Annotated in this window: 21 protein-coding genes; 2 read left to right on the plus strand and 19 right to left on the minus strand. The window is 45.3% G+C overall.

Translation table 11 applies throughout. The annotated features are described in order from the left end of the window. Positions 1 to 48: 48 nt before the first annotated feature. Complete coding sequence (locus tag ACOJR9_RS17495) at positions 49 to 1,017, minus strand: carbohydrate kinase family protein (protein ID WP_420934161.1); 969 nt, start codon at positions 1,015 to 1,017, stop codon at positions 49 to 51. Positions 1,018 to 1,207: 190 nt separating this feature from the next. On the opposite strand from ACOJR9_RS17495, the gene ACOJR9_RS17500 reads away from it, so the two are divergent. After that, positions 1,208 to 2,344 carry an ROK family transcriptional regulator gene (locus ACOJR9_RS17500; RefSeq protein ID WP_420934162.1) on the plus strand — a complete coding sequence of 379 codons (1,137 nt, stop codon included), beginning with the start codon at positions 1,208 to 1,210 and terminating at the stop codon, positions 2,342 to 2,344. An 8-nt stretch (positions 2,345 to 2,352) separates the two neighbouring features. On the opposite strand, the gene ACOJR9_RS17505 is transcribed toward ACOJR9_RS17500, so the two are convergent. The 6 genes from ACOJR9_RS17505 to ubiG form a co-directional block, all read right to left on the minus strand. Beyond that, entirely contained in the window at positions 2,353 to 4,332 is a 1,980-nt protein-coding gene (locus ACOJR9_RS17505) for an alpha/beta hydrolase family protein (RefSeq protein ID WP_420934163.1), read from the minus strand. Positions 4,333 to 4,566: 234 nt separating this feature from the next. Further along, positions 4,567 to 5,226 (minus strand): glutathione S-transferase family protein, encoded by a 660-nt coding sequence (locus ACOJR9_RS17510; RefSeq protein ID WP_420934164.1) that lies wholly within the window; start codon positions 5,224 to 5,226, stop codon positions 4,567 to 4,569. After that, the gene (locus ACOJR9_RS17515; protein ID WP_420934165.1) at positions 5,226 to 5,834 is read right to left on the minus strand and encodes a glutathione S-transferase family protein; all 609 of its coding nucleotides are present in this window, start codon (positions 5,832 to 5,834) and stop codon (positions 5,226 to 5,228) included. Before ACOJR9_RS17515 ends, ACOJR9_RS17510 begins: the two co-directional genes overlap by 1 nt. Positions 5,835 to 5,954: 120 nt before the next feature. Beyond that, positions 5,955 to 6,941, minus strand: a complete 987-nt coding sequence (locus tag ACOJR9_RS17520; protein WP_420934166.1) for a lipase secretion chaperone — start codon at positions 6,939 to 6,941, stop codon at positions 5,955 to 5,957. Further along, complete coding sequence (locus tag ACOJR9_RS17525; RefSeq protein WP_420936166.1) at positions 6,941 to 7,834, minus strand: lipase family alpha/beta hydrolase; 894 nt, start codon at positions 7,832 to 7,834, stop codon at positions 6,941 to 6,943. Before ACOJR9_RS17525 ends, ACOJR9_RS17520 begins: the two co-directional genes overlap by 1 nt. 477 nt (positions 7,835 to 8,311) lie before the next feature. Then, entirely contained in the window at positions 8,312 to 9,064 is a 753-nt protein-coding gene (gene ubiG, locus ACOJR9_RS17530; protein ID WP_420934167.1) for a bifunctional 2-polyprenyl-6-hydroxyphenol methylase/3-demethylubiquinol 3-O-methyltransferase UbiG, read from the minus strand. Positions 9,065 to 9,269: 205 nt separating this feature from the next. Here ubiG and ACOJR9_RS17535 point away from each other — a divergent pair, with 205 nt between their 5' ends. Then, positions 9,270 to 9,629 carry a DUF2237 family protein gene (locus ACOJR9_RS17535; protein WP_032097788.1) on the plus strand — a complete coding sequence of 120 codons (360 nt, stop codon included), beginning with the start codon at positions 9,270 to 9,272 and terminating at the stop codon, positions 9,627 to 9,629. A gap of 382 nt (positions 9,630 to 10,011) precedes the next feature. Here ACOJR9_RS17535 and ACOJR9_RS17540 read toward each other — a convergent pair whose 3' ends face one another. The 12 genes from ACOJR9_RS17540 to ACOJR9_RS17595 form a co-directional block, all read right to left on the minus strand. After that, positions 10,012 to 11,442: an aldehyde dehydrogenase family protein gene (locus tag ACOJR9_RS17540; RefSeq protein ID WP_420934168.1), complete on the minus strand. Its 1,431-nt coding sequence runs from the start codon at positions 11,440 to 11,442 to the stop codon at positions 10,012 to 10,014. Between the two features lie 68 nt (positions 11,443 to 11,510). Then, complete coding sequence (locus ACOJR9_RS17545) at positions 11,511 to 13,151, minus strand: acetolactate synthase large subunit (protein WP_420934169.1); 1,641 nt, start codon at positions 13,149 to 13,151, stop codon at positions 11,511 to 11,513. A gap of 179 nt (positions 13,152 to 13,330) precedes the next feature. Then, positions 13,331 to 13,750 carry a DUF4112 domain-containing protein gene (locus ACOJR9_RS17550; RefSeq protein ID WP_420934170.1) on the minus strand — a complete coding sequence of 140 codons (420 nt, stop codon included), beginning with the start codon at positions 13,748 to 13,750 and terminating at the stop codon, positions 13,331 to 13,333. A 242-nt stretch (positions 13,751 to 13,992) separates the two neighbouring features. Beyond that, positions 13,993 to 15,072: a ferrochelatase gene (gene hemH / locus ACOJR9_RS17555; protein WP_420934171.1), complete on the minus strand. Its 1,080-nt coding sequence runs from the start codon at positions 15,070 to 15,072 to the stop codon at positions 13,993 to 13,995. Positions 15,073 to 15,282: 210 nt separating this feature from the next. Then, positions 15,283 to 16,884: an AbgT family transporter gene (locus tag ACOJR9_RS17560; RefSeq protein WP_420934172.1), complete on the minus strand. Its 1,602-nt coding sequence runs from the start codon at positions 16,882 to 16,884 to the stop codon at positions 15,283 to 15,285. A gap of 307 nt (positions 16,885 to 17,191) precedes the next feature. Continuing rightward, complete coding sequence (hflC, locus tag ACOJR9_RS17565; RefSeq protein ID WP_420934173.1) at positions 17,192 to 18,073, minus strand: protease modulator HflC; 882 nt, start codon at positions 18,071 to 18,073, stop codon at positions 17,192 to 17,194. 5 nt (positions 18,074 to 18,078) lie between these two features. Then, positions 18,079 to 19,230 carry an FtsH protease activity modulator HflK gene (hflK, locus tag ACOJR9_RS17570; protein WP_420934174.1) on the minus strand — a complete coding sequence of 384 codons (1,152 nt, stop codon included), beginning with the start codon at positions 19,228 to 19,230 and terminating at the stop codon, positions 18,079 to 18,081. 67 nt (positions 19,231 to 19,297) lie between these two features. After that, positions 19,298 to 20,587, minus strand: a complete 1,290-nt coding sequence (hflX, locus tag ACOJR9_RS17575; protein WP_420934175.1) for a ribosome rescue GTPase HflX — start codon at positions 20,585 to 20,587, stop codon at positions 19,298 to 19,300. 17 nt (positions 20,588 to 20,604) lie between these two features. Beyond that, a complete protein-coding gene (hfq, locus tag ACOJR9_RS17580; RefSeq protein WP_032097709.1) occupies positions 20,605 to 20,856 on the minus strand; it encodes an RNA chaperone Hfq in 252 nt (83 codons plus the stop codon). 77 nt (positions 20,857 to 20,933) lie between these two features. Further along, positions 20,934 to 21,869, minus strand: a complete 936-nt coding sequence (gene miaA, locus ACOJR9_RS17585; RefSeq protein ID WP_420934176.1) for a tRNA (adenosine(37)-N6)-dimethylallyltransferase MiaA — start codon at positions 21,867 to 21,869, stop codon at positions 20,934 to 20,936. 1 nt (position 21,870) lies between these two features. Then, positions 21,871 to 23,790 carry a DNA mismatch repair endonuclease MutL gene (mutL, locus tag ACOJR9_RS17590; RefSeq protein ID WP_420934177.1) on the minus strand — a complete coding sequence of 640 codons (1,920 nt, stop codon included), beginning with the start codon at positions 23,788 to 23,790 and terminating at the stop codon, positions 21,871 to 21,873. A gap of 92 nt (positions 23,791 to 23,882) precedes the next feature. Beyond that, positions 23,883 to 25,241, minus strand: a complete 1,359-nt coding sequence (locus ACOJR9_RS17595; RefSeq protein WP_420934178.1) for an N-acetylmuramoyl-L-alanine amidase — start codon at positions 25,239 to 25,241, stop codon at positions 23,883 to 23,885. Positions 25,242 to 25,248 lie beyond the last annotated feature (7 nt).

A 25,248-nucleotide genomic window follows, 5' to 3' on the forward strand; every position in this document is an offset into this window, starting at 1 on the left:
CGTTTAGCTTGCCTATTGGCTTAGCCGTTAGCTCCGCTGTTACATTGGCTATTTCGCGATATCTTGCTGAGTAGGCAACGCACTGAACGCGCCGTATTGAGTTACGGTAAATGCACCACAGCGAATCGCAAACTCAGTGGCCTCGCTTACATTTTCAAAACTTGCTGCCCAGCTATCAAATTCGTCAGCATTGTTAACTTTGGTCGATAGGTAATAAAGGAACCCACCGATAAAGGAGTCACCTGCCGCCGTTGTATCTTTAACATCCATTTTAGGCGACGCTAACGTGCCGCTAAATGATGTCGTGATGTAGTGAATAGGCTCGCCGCCGTCAGTCACCAATACCACTTTTACACCGCTCTCAAGCCATTGCTGTACTTTCGCATCTGCATTCTCTGCACCGTATAGCTCGTTGAGCTCTTCACGGCTTGCCTTTAATATGGAAACCCGTTTGGCTGCCGCATCTATTCTTGAAGGTGCATTAGCCGTGTCGTCCCAAAATGCTGGGCGGTAATTGATGTCTAAACACGCCATCATGCCCTTTTGGCGTGCCTTATCTAAAATAAACTCTGTACCCGGTATTAACTCTGGCCCGGCAAGAGAGCCTGAGCAAAAGTGCAGAACCGCATCTTTGTTACAGTCGATAGTGGACAGGTCTTGCTCGGTAATATGTTTATGCGCGGCATTATCCACATAAAAGTCGAAGGAACGTTCACCGTCTTCATCTAGATTCACAAACGCTAATGCGGTATTGCCTTGTGAGGTAGTCCATACGAAATCGGTATTAACCTTATAATGCTCAAGCATTTCTTTTAAAAAAGCGCCAAACGTATCATCACCCACTTTCGATACCATAGCACTGCGTCCACCAAGCTGAGCAACTGCCACAGCAACATTGGCTGGCGCACCACCTGCATAGGGTTGAAAGGGCTTCATTGCCGGTATGTCACCGTCTTTAGGCGCAGCACCTTGGCTTAACATATCGATAAGTACTTCACCTAAACATAATATTTTCATACCAGCCTCACTCTATCCGTTATACATACAATCATAGTGCAAATCATACATATCGCACTTTGAGTAAAAAAATCGTTAACTAATTATTCAATTGGGCATAGTATTGTCTTTCTTTTTGATTAAATCAACCTAATTGACTTAACTAAAAACAAGCCAACATAGATTTAATACTTTAGAGAGCAAGTTAACTATGGCAACACATTTAGCAGATAACCGTTCGGACAATGAACGGGTCATCATCTCGCTGATTAACAAGCATAAAGAGTTACCAAAAGCTCAAATAGCTGAATTAACTGGACTTTCTGCCCAATCTGCCACAGTAATTATTAAAAAGTTAGAAAGCGACGGTTTGGTTTTGCGTAATGCACCTATTAAGGGGAGAGTAGGCCAACCCAAAGTGCCTTTCAGTCTTAATGCCGACGGCGCGTTTGGCCTAGGTTTGAAAGTAGGTCGCCGCAGCTTTGACATGACCCTAATTGATCTTTGCGGAAATGTACGTGCCACCGTCAAAGAAAAAGTAGCTTATCCAACGGTTGATACCCTTATGTCGTTTACAGACCGCGCTATCAACATGTTGACGAAAAACATTGCTGCTGACCATTTACCCCGAATTCGTGGTTTAGGTGTGGCCATGCCCTTTGAAATTTGGACATGGGCAGAAGAAGCTGGGGCACCAAAAGATATGCTAGAGCAATGGAAGCAATTCAACCCGAAATTAGCGCTAGAGTCTCTTGTCTCTTTGCCAGTGTTCGTTCGCAATGACGCGGCAGCAGCATGCAGTGCAGAAATGTCTTTCGGTAATACTGCACAATTTTCTCACTTTTTGTATTTATTTGTGGGCACATTTGTTGGCGGTGGTGTGGTCATTAACGACGCACTTTTCACGGGAAAATCGGGAAATGCCGGCGCAGTAGGCTCTTTGCCATTTTTTAACGGCAATAAAGAGCATCAACTGTTAACACAGTCTTCATTGTACGTATTAGAGAATAAGCTCAATAACACCGGCGCAAACGGCAGGCAAATCTACAGTTCTACTGAGTATTGGAACATCGACGAGAGCGTGCTTGAGAATTGGGTTTGCTCTGCAGCCCAAGGGCTTGCTTATGCAGCACAATGCGCCATGAGCTTACTTGACATTGACGGTGTTATTATTGACGGCGCGCTACCTAAGCGCGTTAAAGATCGGCTTGTTGAGCGCACAAAAGACGAACTTACTAAACGAGATATGCGAGGCATTACAGTGCCTCGCATTATGAAGGGGCAAGTAGGTGCAAAAGCGCAATCTATTGGAAGCGCAAACCTTCCCTTAGTGGCAAATTATTATTAAACAGCGTATTAGCTCTTTAAATTCTTATCAAGAAAGTCAATCAGCCCCTGATAGAGCTCTCGTCTATCTTCCTCGTCGAACACACCGTGACCCGCCTGAGAATATTGAAGATACTCTGGCGGATTACCTGCTTTGATAAGTGCTTCAGACAGTGCCTCAGAGTTAATCTCTGGCACTCGTCTATCTTTTGAGCCGTGAATAAGCATGACATTAGCTTTGATTTTATTTACATGGTACAAGGGAGAGTAGGCTTTTAGCTGCTCTTTATCGTTACCCAGTACACGCTGCAAATATGCTTTACCGCCCCAGTTGTTGGGAATATCACTTTCTGTAAACATATATTGCAAGTCGTAAACGCCTACATATCCAATTGTGCATTCGTATAAGTCAGGCTCTTTCACTGCAGACATAAGCGCCGCGTACCCGCCGTAACTTGCCCCGTATGCACAAACGTTGTCACCGTCTACGTACTCTTTATTGATAGCCCATTTTACGGAGTCGTTGATATCATCAATCATCTTACCGCCCCATTCGCGATAACCTAACTCCTTGTATCTTTCCCCATAACCATCACTGCCACGAAAATTCATTTGTAGTACCGCATATCCACGGCTGGCTAACAATTGCGTCTCGCTATTGTAGTCCCAAAAGTCTCTAGTACCGTTTTGATGCGGGCCGCCGTGGATCATAACCACTAAAGGAGGCTTTTCAATACTTGATTGCTTTGGAAGAGTGAGATAGCCCTTAATCGTTTCACCATCTGATGCGGTTACATTGATAGGCTCCATCGGCGCTAATAATCTAGGATCTATCCACGAATTATTTGCCCAGATAAATCGTGCCGCAAGGGTTTCACTATCAAACAAATAGTATTCACCGGGGTTTACGTCGCTTCGCACATGTACAAGCAACGTTTTCCAATCTCGAGTGTGGCTGGCGATAGCAACAGTTTGTCCCTCAAAAGCATCGGCTAATAGCTTATGTATTTTACTTGTTTTACTTTCTTCTTTAGCGTACACGTACTGCGATTTGCCTGGATAGGTGATCCCAACGGCTGGCAAGCCACCGTTGTCGAGGACCACTTGTTCGATGTCGGTATCGTGCTCTTCGAAAATCTTACTGTGCTCACCAGTCGATAAGTTCAGCTTGAAATGGGTATAAATGCCTTCTTCACCAGTAAATCCCGACATATAGACATATTTTTCGTCTTCACTAATACCCCGTGGAATCAAGTCTTGGCCAACGCTGAAAGCGTCTTCTAAATTTATCCATTCGCTGTCGTTATTAGCCCTATAGGCAGCATGAAAATGACCATTCTCATCTTCCCACTTCATAAAAACGACTTGCCCATTTCTAGTTGCTAGGACACTGCTGCGTTTGTGCGGTAACACATCTACTTTTCGTTTTCTGCCAGACATGATGTTGAGCTTGCTAATGATGGCTGGCTTTACTCGGTTATTGGAATAGGTATTGCCAATTTTCTCCCACGGGTACTCCGCAATTAGAATGTAACGATCATCATTTTCTAAAAGACTGATTACTTCTTGGCTAGCTAAACTATCGTCTTTATTTGAAATCCGCGTACCCGTTTGCTCATCGCTTGCACGATACCCGAAGAGCATTTCCCTTCTGCTACCATCGAGATTCATAGCAAATAGCTCTCCCGTTGGCTCAGGCCTATCGAGCGAGAACCGCTTCTCCGCATACTCAAACACAAGTCGCTCATTATTTACCCAAGTTACCGTGTGAATAATATCGTTGTTTTGAGGGCGCACCCCACCGACAATCTGCATATCTTCGGTGGACAAAATACCTAGCATCACTTTGTTGTCCGCGCGAACCCGTGCGGCTAAATGCTTGCCGTCTGGGGAAAGCTGAAGATCAAGGTAATCACCATGTTTGATAAAATAGTCGAGGGGAAGTTGATCGTTTGCAGAAATACATAAAGAATAAAAGACCAATATGGCCCCTAAAATCCGTCTCATCATTGTCCTTTTACTTGCTCTGTTTACTCGTAGTGCATCTCCAACCTACATCATTGCCATGTTGTTTTCAATAAAAGGCATAAATCACCGTGAGATTTCATTTTTGGTACGTTATGCCAGCAGATCATTAAGAAGTGTGTTTAAAACCGATATTACCACCAGGGTTTGTTGATATTTACTGTCCATTTTTTGCAAAAAAGCAATTTTCAAAAAACCGTTTGCAGAAATCGACCCGCTCTAACGGGTTACCACGTTTTTTGCACCTTTCAGCAACGCTTCTTTGTCTATCTTGCTAGGGACTTCCACGCCGCGCCTTGCTGCGGGTCGAGCTTCAATACTGTTCTTCCAACGAATGAGGTTATCTAGCCCGTCAATACTAGCTCCCGACCACTCATAGGTTCTTACCCAGCACCAGTTTGCCATATCAGCAATACTGTAATCGTCAACCAAGTACTCGTGGTTGGCGAGATGACCATCTAACACCGTAAACAGTCGACGCACTTCATTTTGATATCTATCGATAGCAATAGGCATTTTTTCTTCTAGGTATCGATAGAAGACATTGGCTTGTCCCATCATCGGCCCTACGCCCCCCATCTGAAACATCAACCATTGCAACACTTTGCTGCGCCCTTTCACATCGGCGGGTAAAAACATACCGGTTTTTTCAGCAAGATAAATCATGATGGCGCCAGATTCGAAGACCACGTGATCGTCTTCACTTTTATCCACAATTACCGGTATGCGACCGTTAGGGTTTTTAGCGAGAAACGATGCGGTTTTCTGTTCGCCCTTCAATAGATTCACGGGCACAACAGAGTATGCTAACCCCATTTCTTCCAGTGCTACGGAGGCCTTCCAGCCATTCGGTGTTGATGCTGTATATAGGTCAATCATTAGGCTTTGGCACTCGCTCTACTATTCACATTGTCATACCAACGAAGAAGATTGGTTTGCTTCTCGTTAATTCTAATATCAACAACTCGGGCAAAATCGATGGCACATAGGGCGGTAATGTCTGCAATCGAGAACGTGTCCCCGGCAATAAACGTATTGAGTTCTAACCTGCGCTCCAGAATATTGAGATACTTAGACGCATTAATGCCCGCTTCTTTCCCATACTCGGGGACTGGGACCATACGATCTTTAAAATAACCGGTGGTGTGCTGAAAACACATGCCAACTTGAAGCATAAGAGCCAACTCTACTTGGCGCTGCCACATTGCAATAGTGCCTTTTTCAAGTGCACTACTTCCCATTAATGATGGCTCTGGGTGAAGCGCTTCAAAATAGGTACAAATTGCGTCTGTTTCTGCAATGCACGTTCCATCGTCAAGCTCAAGAATGGGTATTTTGCCAAGAGGATTTTTGGCGCGCATTTCCGCACTTAGGTTTTCACCTTTTTGGATATCAACCTGAACATAGTCCATATCGATTCCTTTTTCGGCGAGAAACATGCGAACGCGGCGTGGATTGGGTGCGGTTTTCGTTTCGTAAATTTTCATACTTGTAGGGCCCTGTTTGTTTTAAGTAGATTAGAACTTAGTAAAACTGGGATCAAATCACTCTAAATTATGGTGAGTCTATTCAGTCACTGAATGGTTATACCTGTTTGCTTTGCCTAATCATGGATTGTTGCTGTTCATCACTACTCTCAGACGCTTTATTTCATTTTCTACAAAATTTGAGGTCTCATATTCACGTTTTAATTTGGTGTATTCTTGCTTTGAAAGATTAGCACTTTCCAACTTTTTAACATGGGCGCGGTAATCTGCTACTTTTTTTTCCCACGCGCCCTGCTTTTCCCACAATGTATTAAAACGCGCTGCCACTTCATGACCAAACTCAGCGCTTATTGCGCTAAAGCGAGAGTTGTTATCAGAGTATTGCTGCTTTATTTGTTGAATTTTGTGCATATCAACCGTTGGATTAAAGGCTTCTCTATCGCTTGCGCCAGCCAAAGACTCGATGATGGTATGCTTTTTTTCCTCGCGAGTGAGAGTATTGTCTTGGGCTATGGTCAGCCGTGCAAGTGCATCGTCGTCGGAGGCCGCATCGCTACCAAATAAATAGTTATACTCTTGGTGACTGAAAAACTGCCGTCTTAAATCGTATCGGGCAGCTAGCTTCTCTTGGACATCGTTCAATGGCGACTGAACTGCGTCTATTTCCACATCTTCGCTCGCTAATGCCACCTTGTAATTAACAAACCGAGAAAATAGGTCTACCGCGTAATCATGGGTATCGTTGGTATGCAGCGACTCGCTGTGGGTCACATAGGCAATTTGTACGGCCAACGGCGCTTGTTCAGCGTGTTCTGCAATAAATAGCTCGAATTTATCTTTTACCAGCTCATTAAGCACAAATGGGATGAGTTTATTAGTATTTTCATTTTCAGCTGTGGATGGCGCTGCCTTACTTGCATTGGCGCTTTTTATATTCTCTTTGGCCACTGTGGACAAGCCGTCCTCATTAGTATTTTGTGGGCTCGTCATCGACACTGAAGAAGTATCTGTATTAGCTTGTGTGTTAACTTCTGTTTTAGCAACGGTAATTAACACCACAATGAAAAGGAAGGCTATCAGCCCTCCTCCTATAATTGACTTTTTCACTACAGCCCTTGACGTTTTAGTCTGTTAGCCTGCTGCAGGAACACATTTACTGGGTTGGTTTCAAACCAGTGGGTGATACCAAAACTTTGATTAACCTCGTCGAGATGGTTCATTCTGTAGTTATCTCGCAGTACTTTGCCTAAGTGAGAGCTACAGGTAGCCACTAATCCATCATTGGCTTCGTTAAATGCAGTGCCAGTAATGGCTAAGAAAGGATCGACAACGTCAAGTGCATTGGTAAAAGTGTTACCTCCACTCCATGAATAATAATACACCCCATTTTCCGCCAGCATTTTGCCATCATTTCTGCAGTACGCCGATGGCATACCCTCTGGGTAGCGTTGATTAAACCTCACGGTTTCATCCGTTGACAACGAATTTAACGCAGCAATAGCGTCGGTGGGTTTGTCTCTAGGATCTGACCCCGAGGCAAACTCAATAATGTTGGCAAATGCGTTAACAACAACCCCAGCAGCATCTTCTTGAAAAGAGTCTTCAGCAATAGCATTACGCAGTTGGTCTGCTACCTTACTGCCCCAGTTCACACCACCTACCGAGCTTACTGAGGCCACTTTATCTGGTGCAACGCTTGCCGCATAGCGTGCAGTTGGGCCACCGTGGCTGTGCCCAATCAAATTCACTTTTTCAGCGCCTGATAACGCAAGCACTTCGTCTATATAGTTCAATAACTGCTCTCCGCGCACTTCCGTTGAGTTTGCCGGTGATACTTCGGCAATGTAAACAACGGCACCGTTGCGTGTTAGCTTTTGCGGGACTTTGTAGAAGTAATCTACAAATAAGATATCTTCGAACCCGAATAGGCCATGTACTAGCACGATAGGGTATTTCGTTTTCGCGTATGTGGATGCTGAAGCATGACTGGCAAATGCCATGCAAACTACCGCGATTAGTAGTGACACTCTTTTAATTATTTTCATGTGTTTCCCTTTTATCCTACGACGTTTACCCGTATCGACGACCTTTTATTCCACGACCTTTTATCGAACGAATTAGAATCGTATCAACCTTCAATTTTATTGAGCCGTCTGTATAAACGGCAAACTCTTTAAACAGGTCTGTGGTCAGACCTTTGTTAAAATTATGTAAATGCAATGTGAAGATCAAGGGGGTGAAAGAATGTTTAATATGCGGGAAAGGGATATTTGAAGTTATTTAAGCAATGCGACAGCGGTGAGTGTCTAATAATCAGTAAGTTAGAACAATTTAAGCGTATGACTATCCATACTATTTTTAGTATGGATAGTGACCATTAGCACTGGATATACTTAAGAAACTAAACCGGCAATTTACATCGAACATGTCATTCCACATGCTACTAATAGTAAAGCACTAGCAATAGGGGACTAGACCTACTGCTGGTTAGCATATGTCTGAATATAATTCACCGCGAGGCTTGATGTAGTATGCCACGTAGAAGTGAACGGATTGAGTTTCATGCCCACTTGATGCTGGACTTTAAAGTCGTCGCCGACCCAATCAATAAGCTCTTTAGGGGTGACAAACTTACGCCAGTCATGGGTGCCGATGGGCAGGTAGCGCATAACGTATTCAGCGCCAACAATAGCAATGACGAAACTTTTCAGGGTTCTGTTTAGCGTCGCTAAAATGAGCAGCCCACCAGGTTTCACCATGCTAGCACACTCATTGATTAGCTGCTTTTGATCCGGCACATGCTCAACCACCTCTGCATTAATCACCACGTCAAACTGACGCCCTTCTTTAACGACTTCGCTGGAGAGTTGATGGCGATATTCCACATCCACATTATTTTGTTCAGCGTGGCGTTTAGCAACCTGTACGCTTACTGCGCTGGCATCAATACCCGTAACAGTTGCGCCTTTTGACGCAAGTGGTTCACTGATTAGGCCGCCGCCACTGCCAATATCAATGATTGATAGGTTAGAAAAGGGTGTCGAGCTCTCTTGGCATGTAAAATGTGAGCGTATTTGGGACTCAATAACGTCAAGTCTCGCTTTGTTAAAGTCTAGCGCCGTTTTAAATTTACCTTTTGGATCCCACCAGGTTTCAGCAAGTGCATCAAATCTCGCTATTTCCTCTTGAGAGAAGTTGACGTTGCCGCTTTTGGTGCTTTTATCCAACATGTATGTGTTACCTCAAGTTCGTATTTCGAAAATCATGTCTCGAAACTCATATTTTGAGAAGCGTATCTCAAAAAGCGTATCTCGAAAAATGGAGTGTACAAAAAGGGGTTATCAACATGATGTGTAAAAAGGGATGCATCCCTTTTTACACAAAACCGTATACACTCTAGATTTACTGAATACGCAATTAGCGAGGTATTTGATTTTGGCGAATGCAAAAAATGTTTATGGCAGACCGCTTCAGCTTTGCTGCGGCAACGCCGGTTTTACGAGGGAAGGCTTTTGCTATGTGCCTTCGGCTGATGTGGGCAATCATAGCGTATGTGCAGTAGTAACCGATGAGTTCTTACAATTTTCCCTGCGCCAGGGTAATGACCTTATAACGCCGTGGCCGAGCATGGAATTTTCGGGCCTACTTGCGGGCGACAGATGGTGTTTATGCGCAAGTCGATGGCTACAAGCTTATGAAGCTGGCGTGGCACCTACCGTGCGTCTAGAGGCTACACATGAAAAGGCGTTAGACGTTATTCCGCTAGCGATACTTGAAGAGTATGCAGCAACGTAAGCTTATCGAAAACTGACACGTTAAAAACATGTCTTTCTCGAAATGTGGCATTGTCGGTTTCTAGGGCGTGTTGATCTTTGCTGTACGAGTTTTGGGCTAAATGGAAGCATTTTAATCGCGAAACAGCCCTGTAGGCCTAGTGGGCTAAGTCAAAGGGCTGTGACAAAGAGTAAAATGCTTCCATAACGCCCCCTTCGGGCAGCGCCTGTGAGCTATTTATCCTGCGTTGAATGGTTTCGATTTAGCCTGCTAGACCTTCAACCATTCGCCTTGTCTAAATAGCTCACAGACCGCTGCAAAAATGTACAGCAAAGATCAACACGCCCTAATTAAAGCACAAAAAATTAAGGCGCTTATTAGCGCCTTAATTATTGGGTTGCAATTACTGCGGCGTTCGCAGCACCATCAGCCGTGTCTCTGACATATCCTCGATGGCGTAACGTATGCCTTCTCTGCCCAAGCCAGAATCTTTCACTCCGCCATAAGGCATATTATCTACGCGCCAGCTTGGTACATCACCAATGACAACACCACCAACATCTAGCTCGTTCCACGCCTTATGCGCTTTATAAATATCTCGGGTAAACACGCCAGCCTGCAGTCCATAACGGCTGTTATTAACTTCATCTAGCGCCTCTTCATAACTGTCAAAAGAATAGAGCACTGATAGCGGACCAAACGCTTCTTCCGCGCTAGCATCACAGTCTTTCGGTACCCCTTCCATTACCGTAGCATCAAGCATGGCACCGTCTCTGGTACCGCCACACAGAATTTTTCCGCCTGCTTTTTCAGCGTCGATAATCCAATCGTGAAGTCGCTTCGCCTCGCCCTCAGAAATCATAGGCCCAATGAAGGTATCTTCACTCGACGGATCACCACTGACCAACGCTTTTACTTTTTCAACGAATCGCGCTTTAAAATCATCATAAATGGCGCTGTGTACCAGTAGCCTTTGCACACTGATGCAGCTTTGGCCGGACTGATAGTAAGCACCAATAATAATGCGCTCTACGGCATCATCAAGGTCGGCATCCTCATCAACAATACACGCAGCGTTACCACCTAGCTCTAACACTACCGGTTTTTTACCTGCCTTGGCCTTGAGGGCCCAACCTACATCTGGAGAGCCTGTGAAGCTAAGCAGCTTCAAACGCTCGTCTGTTGTAAAAAGGTCTGCGCCATCTCTGCTGCAAGGCAAAATGGAAAACGCACCTTTGGGCAATGCGGTTTCAGCTAGCACTTCACCAATAATAAGTGCACCAATGGGTGTGCGTGATGCAGGCTTAAGCACAAATGTACAACCCGCAGCAATAGCGGGTGCCACCTTGTGCGCCGCTAAATTAAGGGGAAAGTTAAAGGGTGAAATAAACGAACAAGGCCCTATTGGCACCTTCTTCGTCATACCTTGATACCCTTTAGCTTTAGCTGAAATTTCTAAATTAACCACTTCGCCGTTAATACGCACCGATTCCTCAGCAGCAATTTTAAACGTGTCGATAAGGCGACTTACCTCGCCTTTAGCATCTTTAATTGGCTTTCCCGCTTCTATGCACAGCGCTTGTGCAAGCTCATCGGCGCGCTCTTGAAATCGCTTTACACAATGCTCTAGCACAGCTTGGCGCTCATAAGGTGCCATCGCGGTCATTGCCGGCTGGGCGGCTTCTGCCGCCGCAATGGCCTTATCGATAGTATCGGCGTCGGCGATGGCAACTTGCGTGGCTACCTCACCGGTATATTTGTTTGTCACGTCAAGATTAGTGTTAGCGTAACACGCCTCGCTGGCGAGATAGTACGGATAGCTTTCCTTTAACATATCGGCTCCTTCTGTTTTGCTTTGCTGTTTTAAATTGCTGAGTGCAGTGGCTACTTAAGCGCGCAATATCACAACTTAGCACTGAGTTCTTTAATGGTATGATTAAGCGTTTCATCGTTCATGCTGTAATCAATGGGACAATCGATGATGTGAACGCCCGGGGTCTGTAAACAACGCTCAACCATGGGAATAAGTACGTCGGTATCATCCACTCGCCAGCCTTGCGCGCCATAGCTTTGAGCGTATTTAACAAAGTTGGGGTTTCCATAGTCCAACCCGAATTCGTCAAACGCCATGTTAGCCTGTTTCCATTTGATCATGCCATAGGCGTCGTCCCGCAAAATGATCACCACGAGGTCGAGCTTAAGCCGCACTGCAGTTTCAATTTCTTGACTATTCATCATAAAACCGCCGTCGCCGCAAACACTTAGCACTGGCACGTCTGGATTCACTAATTTTGCGGCCATTGCAGACGGTAACCCGGCGCCCATACTGGCTAACGCGTTGTCGAGTAAAAGAGTATTGGGATGATAAGCGGGATAATTACGAGCAAACCAAATTTTATAGATACCGTTATCAAGGGTCACAATGCCGTTGTCGGGCATCACCTTTCTAATATCTCTCACAAAGCGTTCTGGCATTATTGGAAAACGATTGTCGTCTTCGGCCTCTGCACGATGATGCACATACGCTTCGTGAACATCTTTGTAAAAATCGAGCTTCCAGTCTTTTTGCGGCGTAATGTCTTCTTTGATTTGCCAAATGCTATTAGCAATGTCGCCAACAACTTCAAGCTGCGGGAAATACACAGGGTCCACTGCAGCGGGGTCGAAATTAACGTGGATCACTTTTTTATCGTTGTGATGCATAAAGAAGGGCGGCTTCTCTACCACGTCGTGACCCACATTAATAATAAGGTCTGCCCGCTCGATAGCACGGTGTACAAAGTCACCATCCGATAGAGCCGTATTACCGGCAAATCTCGGATCGCTTTCGTTAAGTACGCCTTTACCCATTTGCGTGGTCACAAACGGGATACAGGTTTTATCCACGAATTCGCGAAGCATTTTAGCGGTAAGCTTTCGGTTAGCACCGGCACCAATTAATAGCAGTGGCGATGTTGCGTTTTCTATCATAGATACCGCAGAAGACACCGCTTTATATTCCGCAATAGGTCGTCTTGCCACACTTGGCTCTAGGAGGTGCGCGGTAGTTTGTTCCGCGGCGATGTCCTCTGGTAGTTCGATGTGAACCGCGCCAGGTCGCTCTTGATGAGCCAGTCGAAACGCTTCCCTCACTGTTGAGGGTATTCTGTCACCGCTTACCACTTGCGTGGTAAATTTGGTGATAGGACGCATCATGTCCACAATATCGATGACTTGAAAACGCCCTTGCTTGCTGGTTTTAATGGGTTTTTGCCCCGTTATCATCAGCATGGGCATAGCGCCAAGTTGCGCATACGCAGCGGGAGTAACTAAATTAGTTGCCCCTGGACCAAGAGTTGCTAGGCAAACACCTACTTTACCGGTTAATCGCCCATAGGTAGCCGCCATAAAGCCAGCACCCTGCTCGTGACGTGTGAGCACAAGCTTGATGGAGGAGGAACGCAACGACTCTAGCAAGTCTAAATTTTCTTCGCCTGGAATGCCGAACACGTACTCTACGCCCTCGGCCTCGAGTGCCTTTACAAATAAGTCAGACGCTTTCATATATCGCACACTCCTTTGTTAATAAATTCAAATAGTGCCTATTGCTACGCACTTAAGCCAATAATCGATTGGTATGGCAATAACAATAGGTGAATTGTGGTGTTTGTGCCTAAGGAATGCTGACTTTTTCTGCACAAATTTTAGACTAGGCGAAATGACTTTACATTGTCAAAGAATCTCTAAGCATCGTTATTTTTCTGTTCCGCTTCCCATTGTTCGAGCTTCTCTTTGGTGGCGGCATCTACCGATGCTTTATTCTCGTTTATCCACCAGCGCTCCATTACGCGCACGTTTTTCTGGTTTGCCTTATAGAACACATCGATGATGTCGCCAACAAAGGGAATAAAACCCAAACCAAAATCGATGGCCGAATTTTTTACCATCTGCGAAACTAAGGCGCTTGGCATACCGAGTGATTTACCAAGCCATACAATACGCAAAGATACAAACAACATGAGTGCATCACCTGCACCTGGGATTAAGCCGACAATGGAGTCCAAGCCAATTTTGATTGGGATAAAAGGAAGTTTAATCGCAGTGTCTAATAGGTTAGCGAGCTTCTGCGCTTTCAGTAATGCCGGTGGTGCTTTAACGTCCATATCCACTCCTAGTAGGGCGTGCTGCCCAGATGCAAATTAACAATGGGGCATGAACATTAACATGCCCCATTTGAATGACTCAGGCCTGAAACTAAACCTATATTTAGTGCCCCATGTCTCGGAGTCTATATTTCATGTCCTACAATTTGGGGCATATATTTCAAAGGCTATACTTCAGATTCTACTCCTTGGCATCTCTACCTCAGATATACCTCAGATATACCTCAGATATACCTCAGAATCTATACCTCGGAGCCTAAGGCTTTAGCCAATCCTGCGCGCACCGAATTATCAGATTCTACCGTCCAACCATGCAGGTTTTCTTGAACGATATCAAATAGCACATCGATGTGTTCTTCATCGCTATTTAGCGCGTCAATATATTCATAACGCTCTCCCCCAGCTTCCATAAAGTACTCGTGGTTCTCTTCGCCTATCTCTTCAATCGTTTCTAAACAATCAGCGGAAAAGCCCGGGCACATGATCTGGATTGATTTAACACCTTTACCAGGCAGCCCTTTTAAGGTTTCATCAGTATACGGTTTTAACCATTCTTCTCGCCCAAAACGGGATTGGAATGTCGTCATGTATTCATCATGAGATAAACCGAGCTTTTCAGCCAGTAAACGTGACGTCTTATGGCACTCGCAGTGATAAGGGTCACCATTCATCAAGTAACGCTTAGGAATACCATGATAAGAGAGAATAAGCTTATCGGCACGACCGTGTTTTTCCCAGTGGGCTTTCACCTTATTGGCAAGGGCTTCGATAAAGTTACTTCTGTCATTGTAGTGGTTGATAAAACGCAGTTCAGGTAACCAACGTCTTTTCGTAAAATCATTTGCAATAGCATCAAACGTAGAGCCTGTAGTGGATGCACTGTATTGAGGATAAAGGGGCAGTACTACCAGTTTTCTCACTCCATTTTCTAACATCTTATCAATCGTATCGCTAATGGCTGGTTGACCGTAACGCATAGCAAAATCGACAATAACATCATCGCCGTATTTTTCTTTACAGCGCTGGGCTATCGCTTGTGACTGGGCCTTGGTAATCGATAGTAATGGTGAGCCTTCATCTGTCCAAACCGTTGAATACGCTTCGGCAGAGCGCTTCGGGCGAATATTCAAAATAACCATATTTAGAATAAACCACCAAATAAGACGAGGCACTTCCACCACTCTCGGATCTGATAAAAACTCTTTTAAGTAAGGGCGTAGCGCTTGTTTGGTTGGTGCTTGAGGTGTGCCTAAGTTGGTCACTAGCACGCCAATTTTATCCGCTTGGCCGTGCGTAAAACCTTTATTCGATTTGTATTTCATTAAAAGCAGTCCGAAAAGTACAACGTAATGCCACTATTATACTGAATTAAGGGCTTTTATGATCTCTTGTGAGCCTATAAATACACAATTCTATTGATAGCATATTAAGATTAAAACAATAAGGGCGTGAGATAAAATCCCACGCCCTTTTATTAATACGCATACGCTTTTCAGATAAGAGGCTGCGGATTCAATTCCGAACCCTAAATGCTATGGCTGGTAGTAAGTTGCTGCACCTGGCCCTACCGGCATACCTAGTAAGAACACCCATACATAAAACAGAATTGTCCAACCAACGATAAATACCATTGAATAAGGCAACATCATTGCAATGAGTGTACCCATTCCCAAATCTTTCTTATACCTAGCGGCCATGGCTAGTATAAGCCCGAAATAACTCATCATAGGTGCAATGACATTGGTCACTGAGTCACCAATTCTATACGCCGCCTGAATAACCTCAGGCGCATAGCCAATCAGCATAAGCATGGGAACAAAAATGGGAGCGGTTACAGCCCATTGTGCCGATGCACTGCCAAGTGAAAGATTGACCACACCACACATCAAAATAAACAGAATAAATACAGAGGGCCCATCTAAACCGGCGGCTTGTAATAGTGCCGCGCCTTTTACGGCCAATACAGTGCCTAAGTTTGTCCATTTGAAAAATGCCACAAACTGAGCAGCAAAAAACACCAACGTAATATATAAGCCCATAGCGCCCATGCTCTTTGACATAGCGTCAATAACGTCTTTATCGCCTTTCATGGAGCCTGTAATCTTGCCATAAACAAAACCTGGAACAGCAAAGGTAATAAAAATAAAGGCGACAATGCCTTTTAGGAAGGGAGAACCCGCAACTTCCCCAGTCTCAGGGTGGCGTAAAATGCCATTTTCAGGAACCACCGTAAGTGCCAAAATAGCGCACACTAAGGCAAATGAAATACCCGCCCAACGTAATCCTTTTTTCTCAACATTAGTTGGCGCATCCATAGATTGATTGCCCAAATCAATAGAGGCCTCTGAGGGATCATATTCACCTAATCGCGGCTCAACCACCTTTTCAGTAACTAACGCGCCCATGGTTGCTACCACAAAGGTACTGATAAACATAAAATACCAATTCACCTCAGGACCGACAACGTAATCAGGATCTATCATATGCGCCGCGGCTTCAGTAATACCCGAAAGGAGTGGATCTACTGTACCTAATAGAAGATTGGCACTATACCCCGCCGATACGCCAGCAAAGGCTGCCGCCAAGCCCGCTAAGGGGTGTCTTCCTAGAGAATGAAATATCATTGCCGCAAGCGGGATAAGAACCACATAGCCCAGCTCCGATGCGGTATTTGACACAATACCCGCAAACACCACGGCAAAGGTCACTGCGCGTTTAGACGCATTCATCACGAGTGCCCGCATGGCCGCCGAAAGCAGCCCAGAGTGCTCCGCTACTGATACACCAAGTAGTGCAACTAACACCGTTCCAAGTGGAGCAAAACCAGTGAAGTTAGTCACTAAGCCGGTAACAATGCGCTGCAGTCCCTCGGCGCTCATTAACGAAATAACTTCAATCATTCCATCAGCTTCTCGGCCTTTGGCACCCTCTGGCCGAGGGTCGGCCACAGCTAAGTCAAAATAACCGAGAATACCGCTGAGTAAGACGATAAATAGCGATAGCAGTGCAAACAGGGTAACCGGGTGTGGAAGTAAGTTCCCTAACCATTCTACCGTTGCCAAAAACCGCGAAAATAAACCAACTTGTCCACCGTTATTACCGGCAGACTTTATTTGTTTGTTGTCCGTTGTCAAAACGTTCCCTCTGTCGTTATGGTGTGCCTGCTTAACATGCTCGTTGCTGGGAAGGCAAAGATGCGTTGTGTGATATGCATAAAGCAACAAAGATCACGGCGTAGTTAGCGGCACTTTTATTGTAGATTCGGCAGCATTTTATCGGATTTAACACGACTTTGGCAGAGCGAGGTATAAATGAGCTGTTTAGCGCTCAAAGACAAGACGAGTGAATCCCTAAGATATCATATTAAAACAACCACTTAGCACTTTACAGCAGACATAAAAAAGCCAGCGCGAAGGCTGGCTTTTCAATGCATAAACTCACTTATTTAGCTTGTGATTGGTTCATGTACTTGAAGAAATCACTGTCTGGCGCAATAACCATGACGTCTTGCTTACTAGAGAAACTCTTCTTGTAAGCATCCATACTGCGAAGGAAGCTGTAAAAATCTGAGTTTTTCGAGTACACGTCAGCATATATTTGCGCTGCTAGGGCGTCACCTTCACCGCGTAGTTGTCTAGCATTACGCTCGGCATCGGCAAGCATGACCGTCACTTTCGCATCAATGTTTGCGCGGATCACTTCCGCTTGCTCTTGACCTTCAGAACGGTGCTCACGAGCAACCGCTGCACGTTCAGCACGCATACGCTGGAAGATAGAGTTACTCACTTCTGTTGGCAAGTTGATTTGCTTCACTCGCACATCAACAATCTGTATACCCAATTCATCAGATGATGTAGACGCTTGCTCCATGGCTTGGTTCATTAGCGCTGAACGCTCGCCTGACACAATTTGCGCAATAGTTCTAGTACCAAACTCTGAACGCAGACCGTTGTTCACCTTTTGCTTCAATAGCGCTTCGGCTTGTAGCTTGTTGCCACCCGTAGATAGGTAGTAACGAGCAAAGTCGTCGATACGCCATTTTACATAGGAGTCGACGATAAGGTCTTTCTTCTCAGTGGTTACAAAGCGATCTGGTTGACCATCAAGCGTTTGGATGCGCGCATCTAAACGACGCACAGAGTCGATAAATGGTAATTTAAAGTGTAAGCCTGGTGTAAACACTCGTGTCTCGCCAGTGGCTTCATCACGTTGTATTTTACCAAATTGGATGACAATCGCTCGTTCACCCTCTTTAACAGCAAACAAAGAACCCGACGCCAAAAGAACTAGGAGAACGACAACAGCAATAATTATGTTTTTCATAGCGATTATCTCCCTTCTCTGAATGATTCGCCGCGCAGGCCTGATGTTGGAGTACTGTTAAGGTTACGACCGCCTTCATTCGTTACCGGCATTTGTAATCCTTCTAGCGTGCTTCTCGACGTTGGCTTTGCATTTTCACGTTGGCGATCCATGATCTTATCAAGTGGTAAATACATCATGTTATTACCGCCCTTACTGTCCACAAGGATTTTGCTAGAATTACTCAGCACTTCTTCCATGGTTTCAAGGTAAATACGTTCTCGGGTTACCACAGGCGCACGCTCAAACTGAGGAAGCAACTCTTCAAAGCGTGCTACTTCACCTTGGGCTTCCAACGTTACACGCTCTTTGTATGCTTGGGCTTCTTCATTCATACGGTTGACCTGACCACGTGCGCGCGGTTCAATTTCTCTTGCGTATGCTTCTGCTTCACGAATGAAACGCTGCTCATCTTCTTGCGCCGCTATCGCGTCGTCAAATGCGTCTTTGACTTGCTCTGGCGGACGAGCATCCCTAAAGTTCATATCAATAATGGATACACCCATGTTGTAGGGGTCAATAATACCCTGAAGCTCTTCCCACACACGTTGGCGAGTTAGCTCACGACCGTCTGTTAACACATCGTCCATTTTAGAATGACCAACAACATAACGAATTGCGCTGTCTAACGACTGGCTTAAACTACGATCTGGATCTTCTACTGCGAACGTCCAGCGAACAGGGTCAACGACGCGAAACTGCATTTCCATTTGAACACTGACCACGTTCTCGTCTTCCGTCAGCATTGAACCTGATGAAGATTGGTCTCTGATAGACTGAACGTCTACCGGTATCACAGAGTCAATAAACGTAGGGGCCCAACGTAAACCTGGCTCCACTTGTTTATGATACTCACCAAAGCGCAAAACAACGCCTTGCTCAGCTTCTCTGATAGTGTAAAAGCCACTTATAACCCAAATGGCTATGAGTAACCCAGCTAAAATACCAGCACCGATACCGCCTAGGCTTTTACCTGAACCGCCACCATTGCCACCTGATTTTCCAAACTTACCGAATAAGTTTTTGAATACATCATCTAAATCTGGGGGACCTTGCTCTCGGCCTCCGCGATTCTTCCACGGGTCGTTTTTATTGCCACCCGGCTCATTCCAAGCCATGCTGATACTCCATAGATTACAGTTTTATTTTTTAAGTTCGCATGCATTATCAACGCTTTCGCATTGGTTAATGTCGCACAACATACTCTGATATTCCGTTTTCTAGACGCTTTTCGAGTCTATTCCAATCGGCAGTTGGCATTCTCACATCCACTACCCAATCACCTTGGTTGTCATACTCTTCGTTGGAAATGCAGTTAAGCTCGTAAAGCACTCCACGAAGACGGCTATGTGCCGGAGGTATCTTCAAGGTATAATTTACCATGCTTTTGGCTAGGCATTCAGTGAGTGCTTGACCAAGAAGCTCTGTACCCTCACCAGATTGGGCTGACAGCCACACTCGGGTTGGAATACCTTCCTCGTTTCTTTCTATACGCGGTTCGACATCGTCTAGTTTATCAATCTTATTACAGATTAGTAATTGTTGTATCTCGCCTGCGTCAATTTCTTCTAATACGTTATTCACTTCATCCATCGTCTCACGGTATTTGGCATCCGCAATATCGACGACGTGAAGCAACAAATCAGCCTCTTGGGTCTCTTGCAGCGTCGCTTTAAATGCGGCAACAAGGTCGTGGGGAAGATGACGGATAAACCCAACCGTGTCGGCAAGAATAGCCGGCCCAACATCCTGCAAATCAATTTTCCTGAGTGTAGGGTCAAGGGTGGCAAACAATTGGTCAGCAGCGTATACGTGTGAATCTGTAATGGTATTAAACAGTGTAGATTTACCCGCATTTGTATAACCAACTAAGGATACCGTTGGTATTTCGGCTCGTTTGCGCGAACGTCTTCCCTGTTCACGTTGTTTTTGAACCTTTTCTAAACGGCGTAGAATGGCTTTAATACGCCCGCGTAATAAGCGACGATCAGTTTCTAACTGCGTTTCACCTGGCCCGCGTAATCCTATCCCCCCTTTCTGGCGCTCAAGGTGGGTCCAGCCTCGTATCAAACGAGTAGAGATATGACGCAGCTGTGCCAGCTCCACTTGAAGTTTACCCTCATGGGTTCTAGCACGTTGGGCAAAGATATCGAGTATTAGACCTGTGCGATCTAATACTCTGCATTTGCACACAGCCTCGAGATTTCGCTCCTGTGAGGGAGAGAGGGAGTGATTGAAAATAACTACGTTGGCATCGTGTGCCTTAACAGCAGCAGCTATTTCCTCTGCTTTACCTGATCCGACAAAGAATTTTGCATGGGGTGCACTGCGCGAAGTAGTAATGACCTCAACGGCATTGACACCGGCTGAAGACACAAGTAACTCAAGCTCACTTAAGTCTTCTTTGCTGTTCTCATCAGAAAAATGTATATGAACAAGTACAGCCTGTTCACCGGCTTCATAACGGTCAAACAAGCGCGTTACCTTTTAATTTATTCAGTTTTAGTATTTTCGGAATCTCCTGTTGTGCTTGGCATCGTGATAGCACGTGCTGGAACAACGGTTGAAATTGCATGTTTGTAAACCATTTGGCTCACTGTGTTCTTCAGTAAAATAACAAATTGATCGAAAGACTCAACTTGCCCCTGAAGTTTAATTCCATTTACCAGATAAATAGATACTGGGATACGTTCCTTGCGCAAAGCGTTCAAGAATGGGTCTTGTAAAGATTGCCCTTTAGCCATTTGTAATCCTTAATTTTTATTATTAGCGGGCGCTGTTTCACTCCGCCTCACGTCTATTGTATACCACACTCAATCGTTTAGAGTGTGACTCGTGCTGCAATTTTAGTCAATTTATCGTTAGCAAATGTGTCTAACCACGTCACACCCTGCCAACCACGTAACCAAGTAAGCTGTCTTTTGGCAAGCTGCCTAGTCGCAATGATACCGCGTTCACGCATATCATCGTAACTAAGTTGTCCTTCAAAGTACTGCCACATCTGTCTATAGCCCACAGAACGAATAGAAGGCAACTCGTCAGAAAGATCACCTCGCTCGTATAACTTTTTCACTTCATCTTCAAAGCCTTCAGCAAGCATTGTGTCGAACCTGCGCGCTATCCGCTCATGTAGTATAGATCTATCTTCAGGCGCTATAGCAAACTGTGTTATCTCATAAGGGCACTTTGTACCCTCTTGCTGCTGCCAGTGAGTCAGGGTTTTTCCTGTACCGCGATAAACCTCTAGTGCCCGCGTGATACGCTGAGGATCATTGGGATGAATTCTTTTCCCGCTTATCGCATCGACACCCTTGAGTTCGTTGTGTAAATGCGTCCATCCTAACACTTGTGCTTCACGGTTTATTTGCTCGCGAATACTTTCGTTCGACTTAGGTAGTGACGAAATTCCATTTATCAAGGCATTAAAGTACATCATTGTACCTCCTACCAACATGGGTAGCTTGCCACGACCATGAATTTCACCAATTAGTCGCGTTGTATCGTTCACAAATTGCGACACCGAATAACTTTCAGCGGGGTCAATGATATCGATAAGGTGATGGTGAACCACCGACTGTTCTTGCTCGGTTGGTTTCGCCGTACCGATGTCCATGCCTTTGTAAACCAAGGCTGAATCAACACTGATAATCTCGCATTCAGTGTGCTTGGCAACGTCTAATGCCAAAGCAGTTTTGCCTGATGCCGTCGGACCCATTATTGCCAATACAGGAGAAGCAGTTTCTATGCCAATAGACATATTATTCTCCCCATGCTTTTAGTATGTCGTTTGTCGAGCGCACTTTAGCAAATTGCTCAATATATTCCCATTGTTTAGAATGACTTTGCTGCTCCAACCAGTACCACACTTCAGCTGACGATTGTTCGTCCATATCCTCTTTTGGGATAACCACGTTGTCGGCGATGCTTTGCGGTGTTGATACTGAAGCGCATAGCAGATGCTCAAACCACTTTATCCACGGTAAATGTCTGCAGCCTGCCGGTACTTGTTGCAAGCGATATTTCCCCGCCACTTTGTTGATGTCAAAGTGCAGTTGTGACAGCACGTCTAGCGTAGATTGGGTAACCTCGTCGGCGTGAATAGCCACGGGCATTAACAGGGGCTGTTCATGCTTAGCTTTACAGAATAATTCAGTCAACCATACACCAACGAGGTTATTTGCGGAGATTAGTAATACGTTATCTCCTTTCGGATACAATCTGTGCATAGCACCAAGACTCATGCAGGTCGTCTCGTCCGAGTCAGTATTATGTTTGTGTAAACTGTCTTTAGTTGGCGTCATTAAGGCGTTGAACCCTGCCTGATAAGCCGCAGAAGGTCCTTTACTTTGTCGTTGGAATTCCGCCACGCGTCCACGTGGTGGTGACGGCGAGCCTCTTTCGTCAGCGTTAGCTTCACCCGCGTAGGATCCGCCCGCATTTAGTTTACCTTCGCCTGACGCTCCTCGATAAGACACAGATGAACCTGTTTTTAATTGATGAACAGATTCCAAGTTATCATCAGCGTATGTATTGTCAGTTTGTGAAACGTGGGTGTGTGAACTGGCTTTATCTAGCGGGCGAATATAGCCATGTGCCACTTCAGGATGCATATAATCGGCAGATTGTTTGCTGCCAATGGGGCTCTCGCCATGCCGCTGGTGATTGGAGTCGCCGTGCTCGTTGCTCAGCGCGTATAATGCATCGCAAACACTTTTACATATGAAGTCATGTACCAGACGACTTTGTTGAAATCGCACTTCGTGTTTAGCCGGATGAACGTTTACGTCCACATCTTTAGGATCTAAGTTTAAATACACAACAAAACTAGGCTGCTCAACCACACCCCATACGCTCTCGTAGGCTTGGCGAATAGCGTGCATAATTAACTTATCGCGCATTCCCCGACTATTGACGAAGCTAAACTGACAGTCGTTACTGCTTCTTAGCATCACCTCATTGCCTAGCCAGGCATCAATCGTTAACCCATCGTACTGCGTATTAATGTGCACTGCATTTTGAATAAACTTTTGACCAACGACCGCAGCGATACGGCGTTCAATATTGCCTCCTTTATCAGCAATATACCGCTTAATGACTTTATCGTTGTGCTTGAGGATAAAAGAGACATGAGGGTAACTCAACGCGACACGTTTAATAACGTCTTCTATATGTTGAAATTCCGTCTTTTCCGTTCGCAAAAATTTGCGTCGAGCCGGTGTATTGTAAAAGAGGTCAGCAACGTCTATTGTGGTTCCCACAGGATGTGCAGCTGGGCGAACGTTCACCGACATATCTCTGCCTTCACAATAGGCTTCCCATGCTTCGCTTTGCGATTCTGTTTTAGACGTAAGCGTTAAGCGCGCCACCGAACTGATACTAGCGAGGGCTTCACCACGAAAGCCTAGTGAAAGAATTTGCTCTAAATCGTCCAGCGTCGATATTTTGCTGGTTGCATGTCGACTCAATGCAAGCTGTAGCTCGTCTTTTGCTATACCGCTGCCATTGTCTTTAATGCGAATTCTTTTATGCCCGCCTTTTTCAATATCAATTTCAATTTTAGTCGCACCAGCGTCTACACTGTTTTCGAGCAGTTCTTTAACAACCGACGCAGGCCGCTCTACCACTTCACCAGCGGCAATTTGGTTTGCAAGTTGTGGCGATAAAAGCTGTATTGGCAAGGAAACCTCTGTCTTCAAAATAAATAGGCGTTGCTTTGTAAATAAAGCATAGCGATGGCCAACAATAACCAATTAATAAAAAGTATTGTTTCTCAGGTGCTGGGGATAGTTAACACTTGCCCGATGCGCACAACATCGTTACGCAAGTTGTTCGCGGCTTTGATACTGCTCACTCTCACATTGTAACGCTGAGCCAATAATGAGAGCGACTCCCCAGAGCGAACACGGTGGGTTCTATTTTTTGCTTTTTCAGCGGCCCACAGCGTGCCATCTGGAGGAACTTGTCTGAAGTAGCGCTTAGCAGCATTAAACATGGCTTTCGCTAATCGCTCTCGATATGTGGACCAATTGAGATTTTTTTCTTCTTGAGGGTTTGAAATAAACCCAACCTCTACCAGAATTGAAGGAATATCAGGTGCGGTTAACACTGCCAAACTTGCCGCTTGCGGTTTGTGCTTATGCAAAGACGTTACGGCTTTCAATTCTTCTATTACTTTACTGCCTAAATCATGGCTTGTTGCCATGGAGTGATCCATTGAGAGCCCTAAAATAGTCTCAGCTAAATAGCGCTCACTGGACTTATCACTGATGACTTCAGCGGCCCCACCGAGTAATTCCGAGTGTCGCTCGGTTTTTTCCATCCAACGCCCTAATTCTGTATCAGCTCTTCGCATCGATAGCACCCATACTGAGCCTCCGCGAGGCTGCGGTTGAGTGAAGGCATCCGCGTGAATAGATATCAGTAAATCCGCTTTTTTCTGACGTGCAATTTCTGGTCGTTTATTGGGTGACAAGTAATAATCGCCAGTTCGCGTCATAATGGCCCGCATACCATCTTCTGCATCGACCATAGCTTGCAGCCGCTTGGCAATACTCAGGGTAATATGTTTTTCAAAGGAGCCGGCGGGACCGATTGAGCCAGGGTCTTGACCGCCATGACCCGCATCAATGGCAACGATGATGTCGCGATCGCGAGTACTGCTAGATTCATCAATAATCACCCGCTGCTCTGAAGACGAACTGGCTGAAGAAGCAGACTCTCGTGTAACTTCAGGCGCACTATCGGCCAAATCAAGCACTAGTCTATGGCCATAGGACGTATTAGGCGCCACTGCAAACAGTGAGGGTTCAGCATTGCGATTTAGCTCTACGACAACACGCGCAGAGGTTGCATGTTTAGGTGTTGAATAACGAAGCTTTTTAACTAAGCTGCCACTGTTTTCAACCGAAGAAAGTGCAAACGTATTCGCAGTATTTTTAAAATCTATGACCACTCGCAGCGGTTTTTTGAGTGTGAAGTAGGTAAAGTCTGGGGCAGTGTCTACATCAAAGACAATACGTGTCCTTGTGGTTTCTGGAGACACTCTTACATCATTAATCGTGTTTTGTGCAGCACTGACTACGTGCGTCACAAGACACAACATTACGATCGATATTATACTGCGCACCATAATTTGC

It is taken from the genome of Alteromonas ulvae, from assembly GCF_048987005.1.
In the GTDB taxonomy this organism is placed as follows: Bacteria; Pseudomonadota; Gammaproteobacteria; order Enterobacterales; family Alteromonadaceae; genus Alteromonas.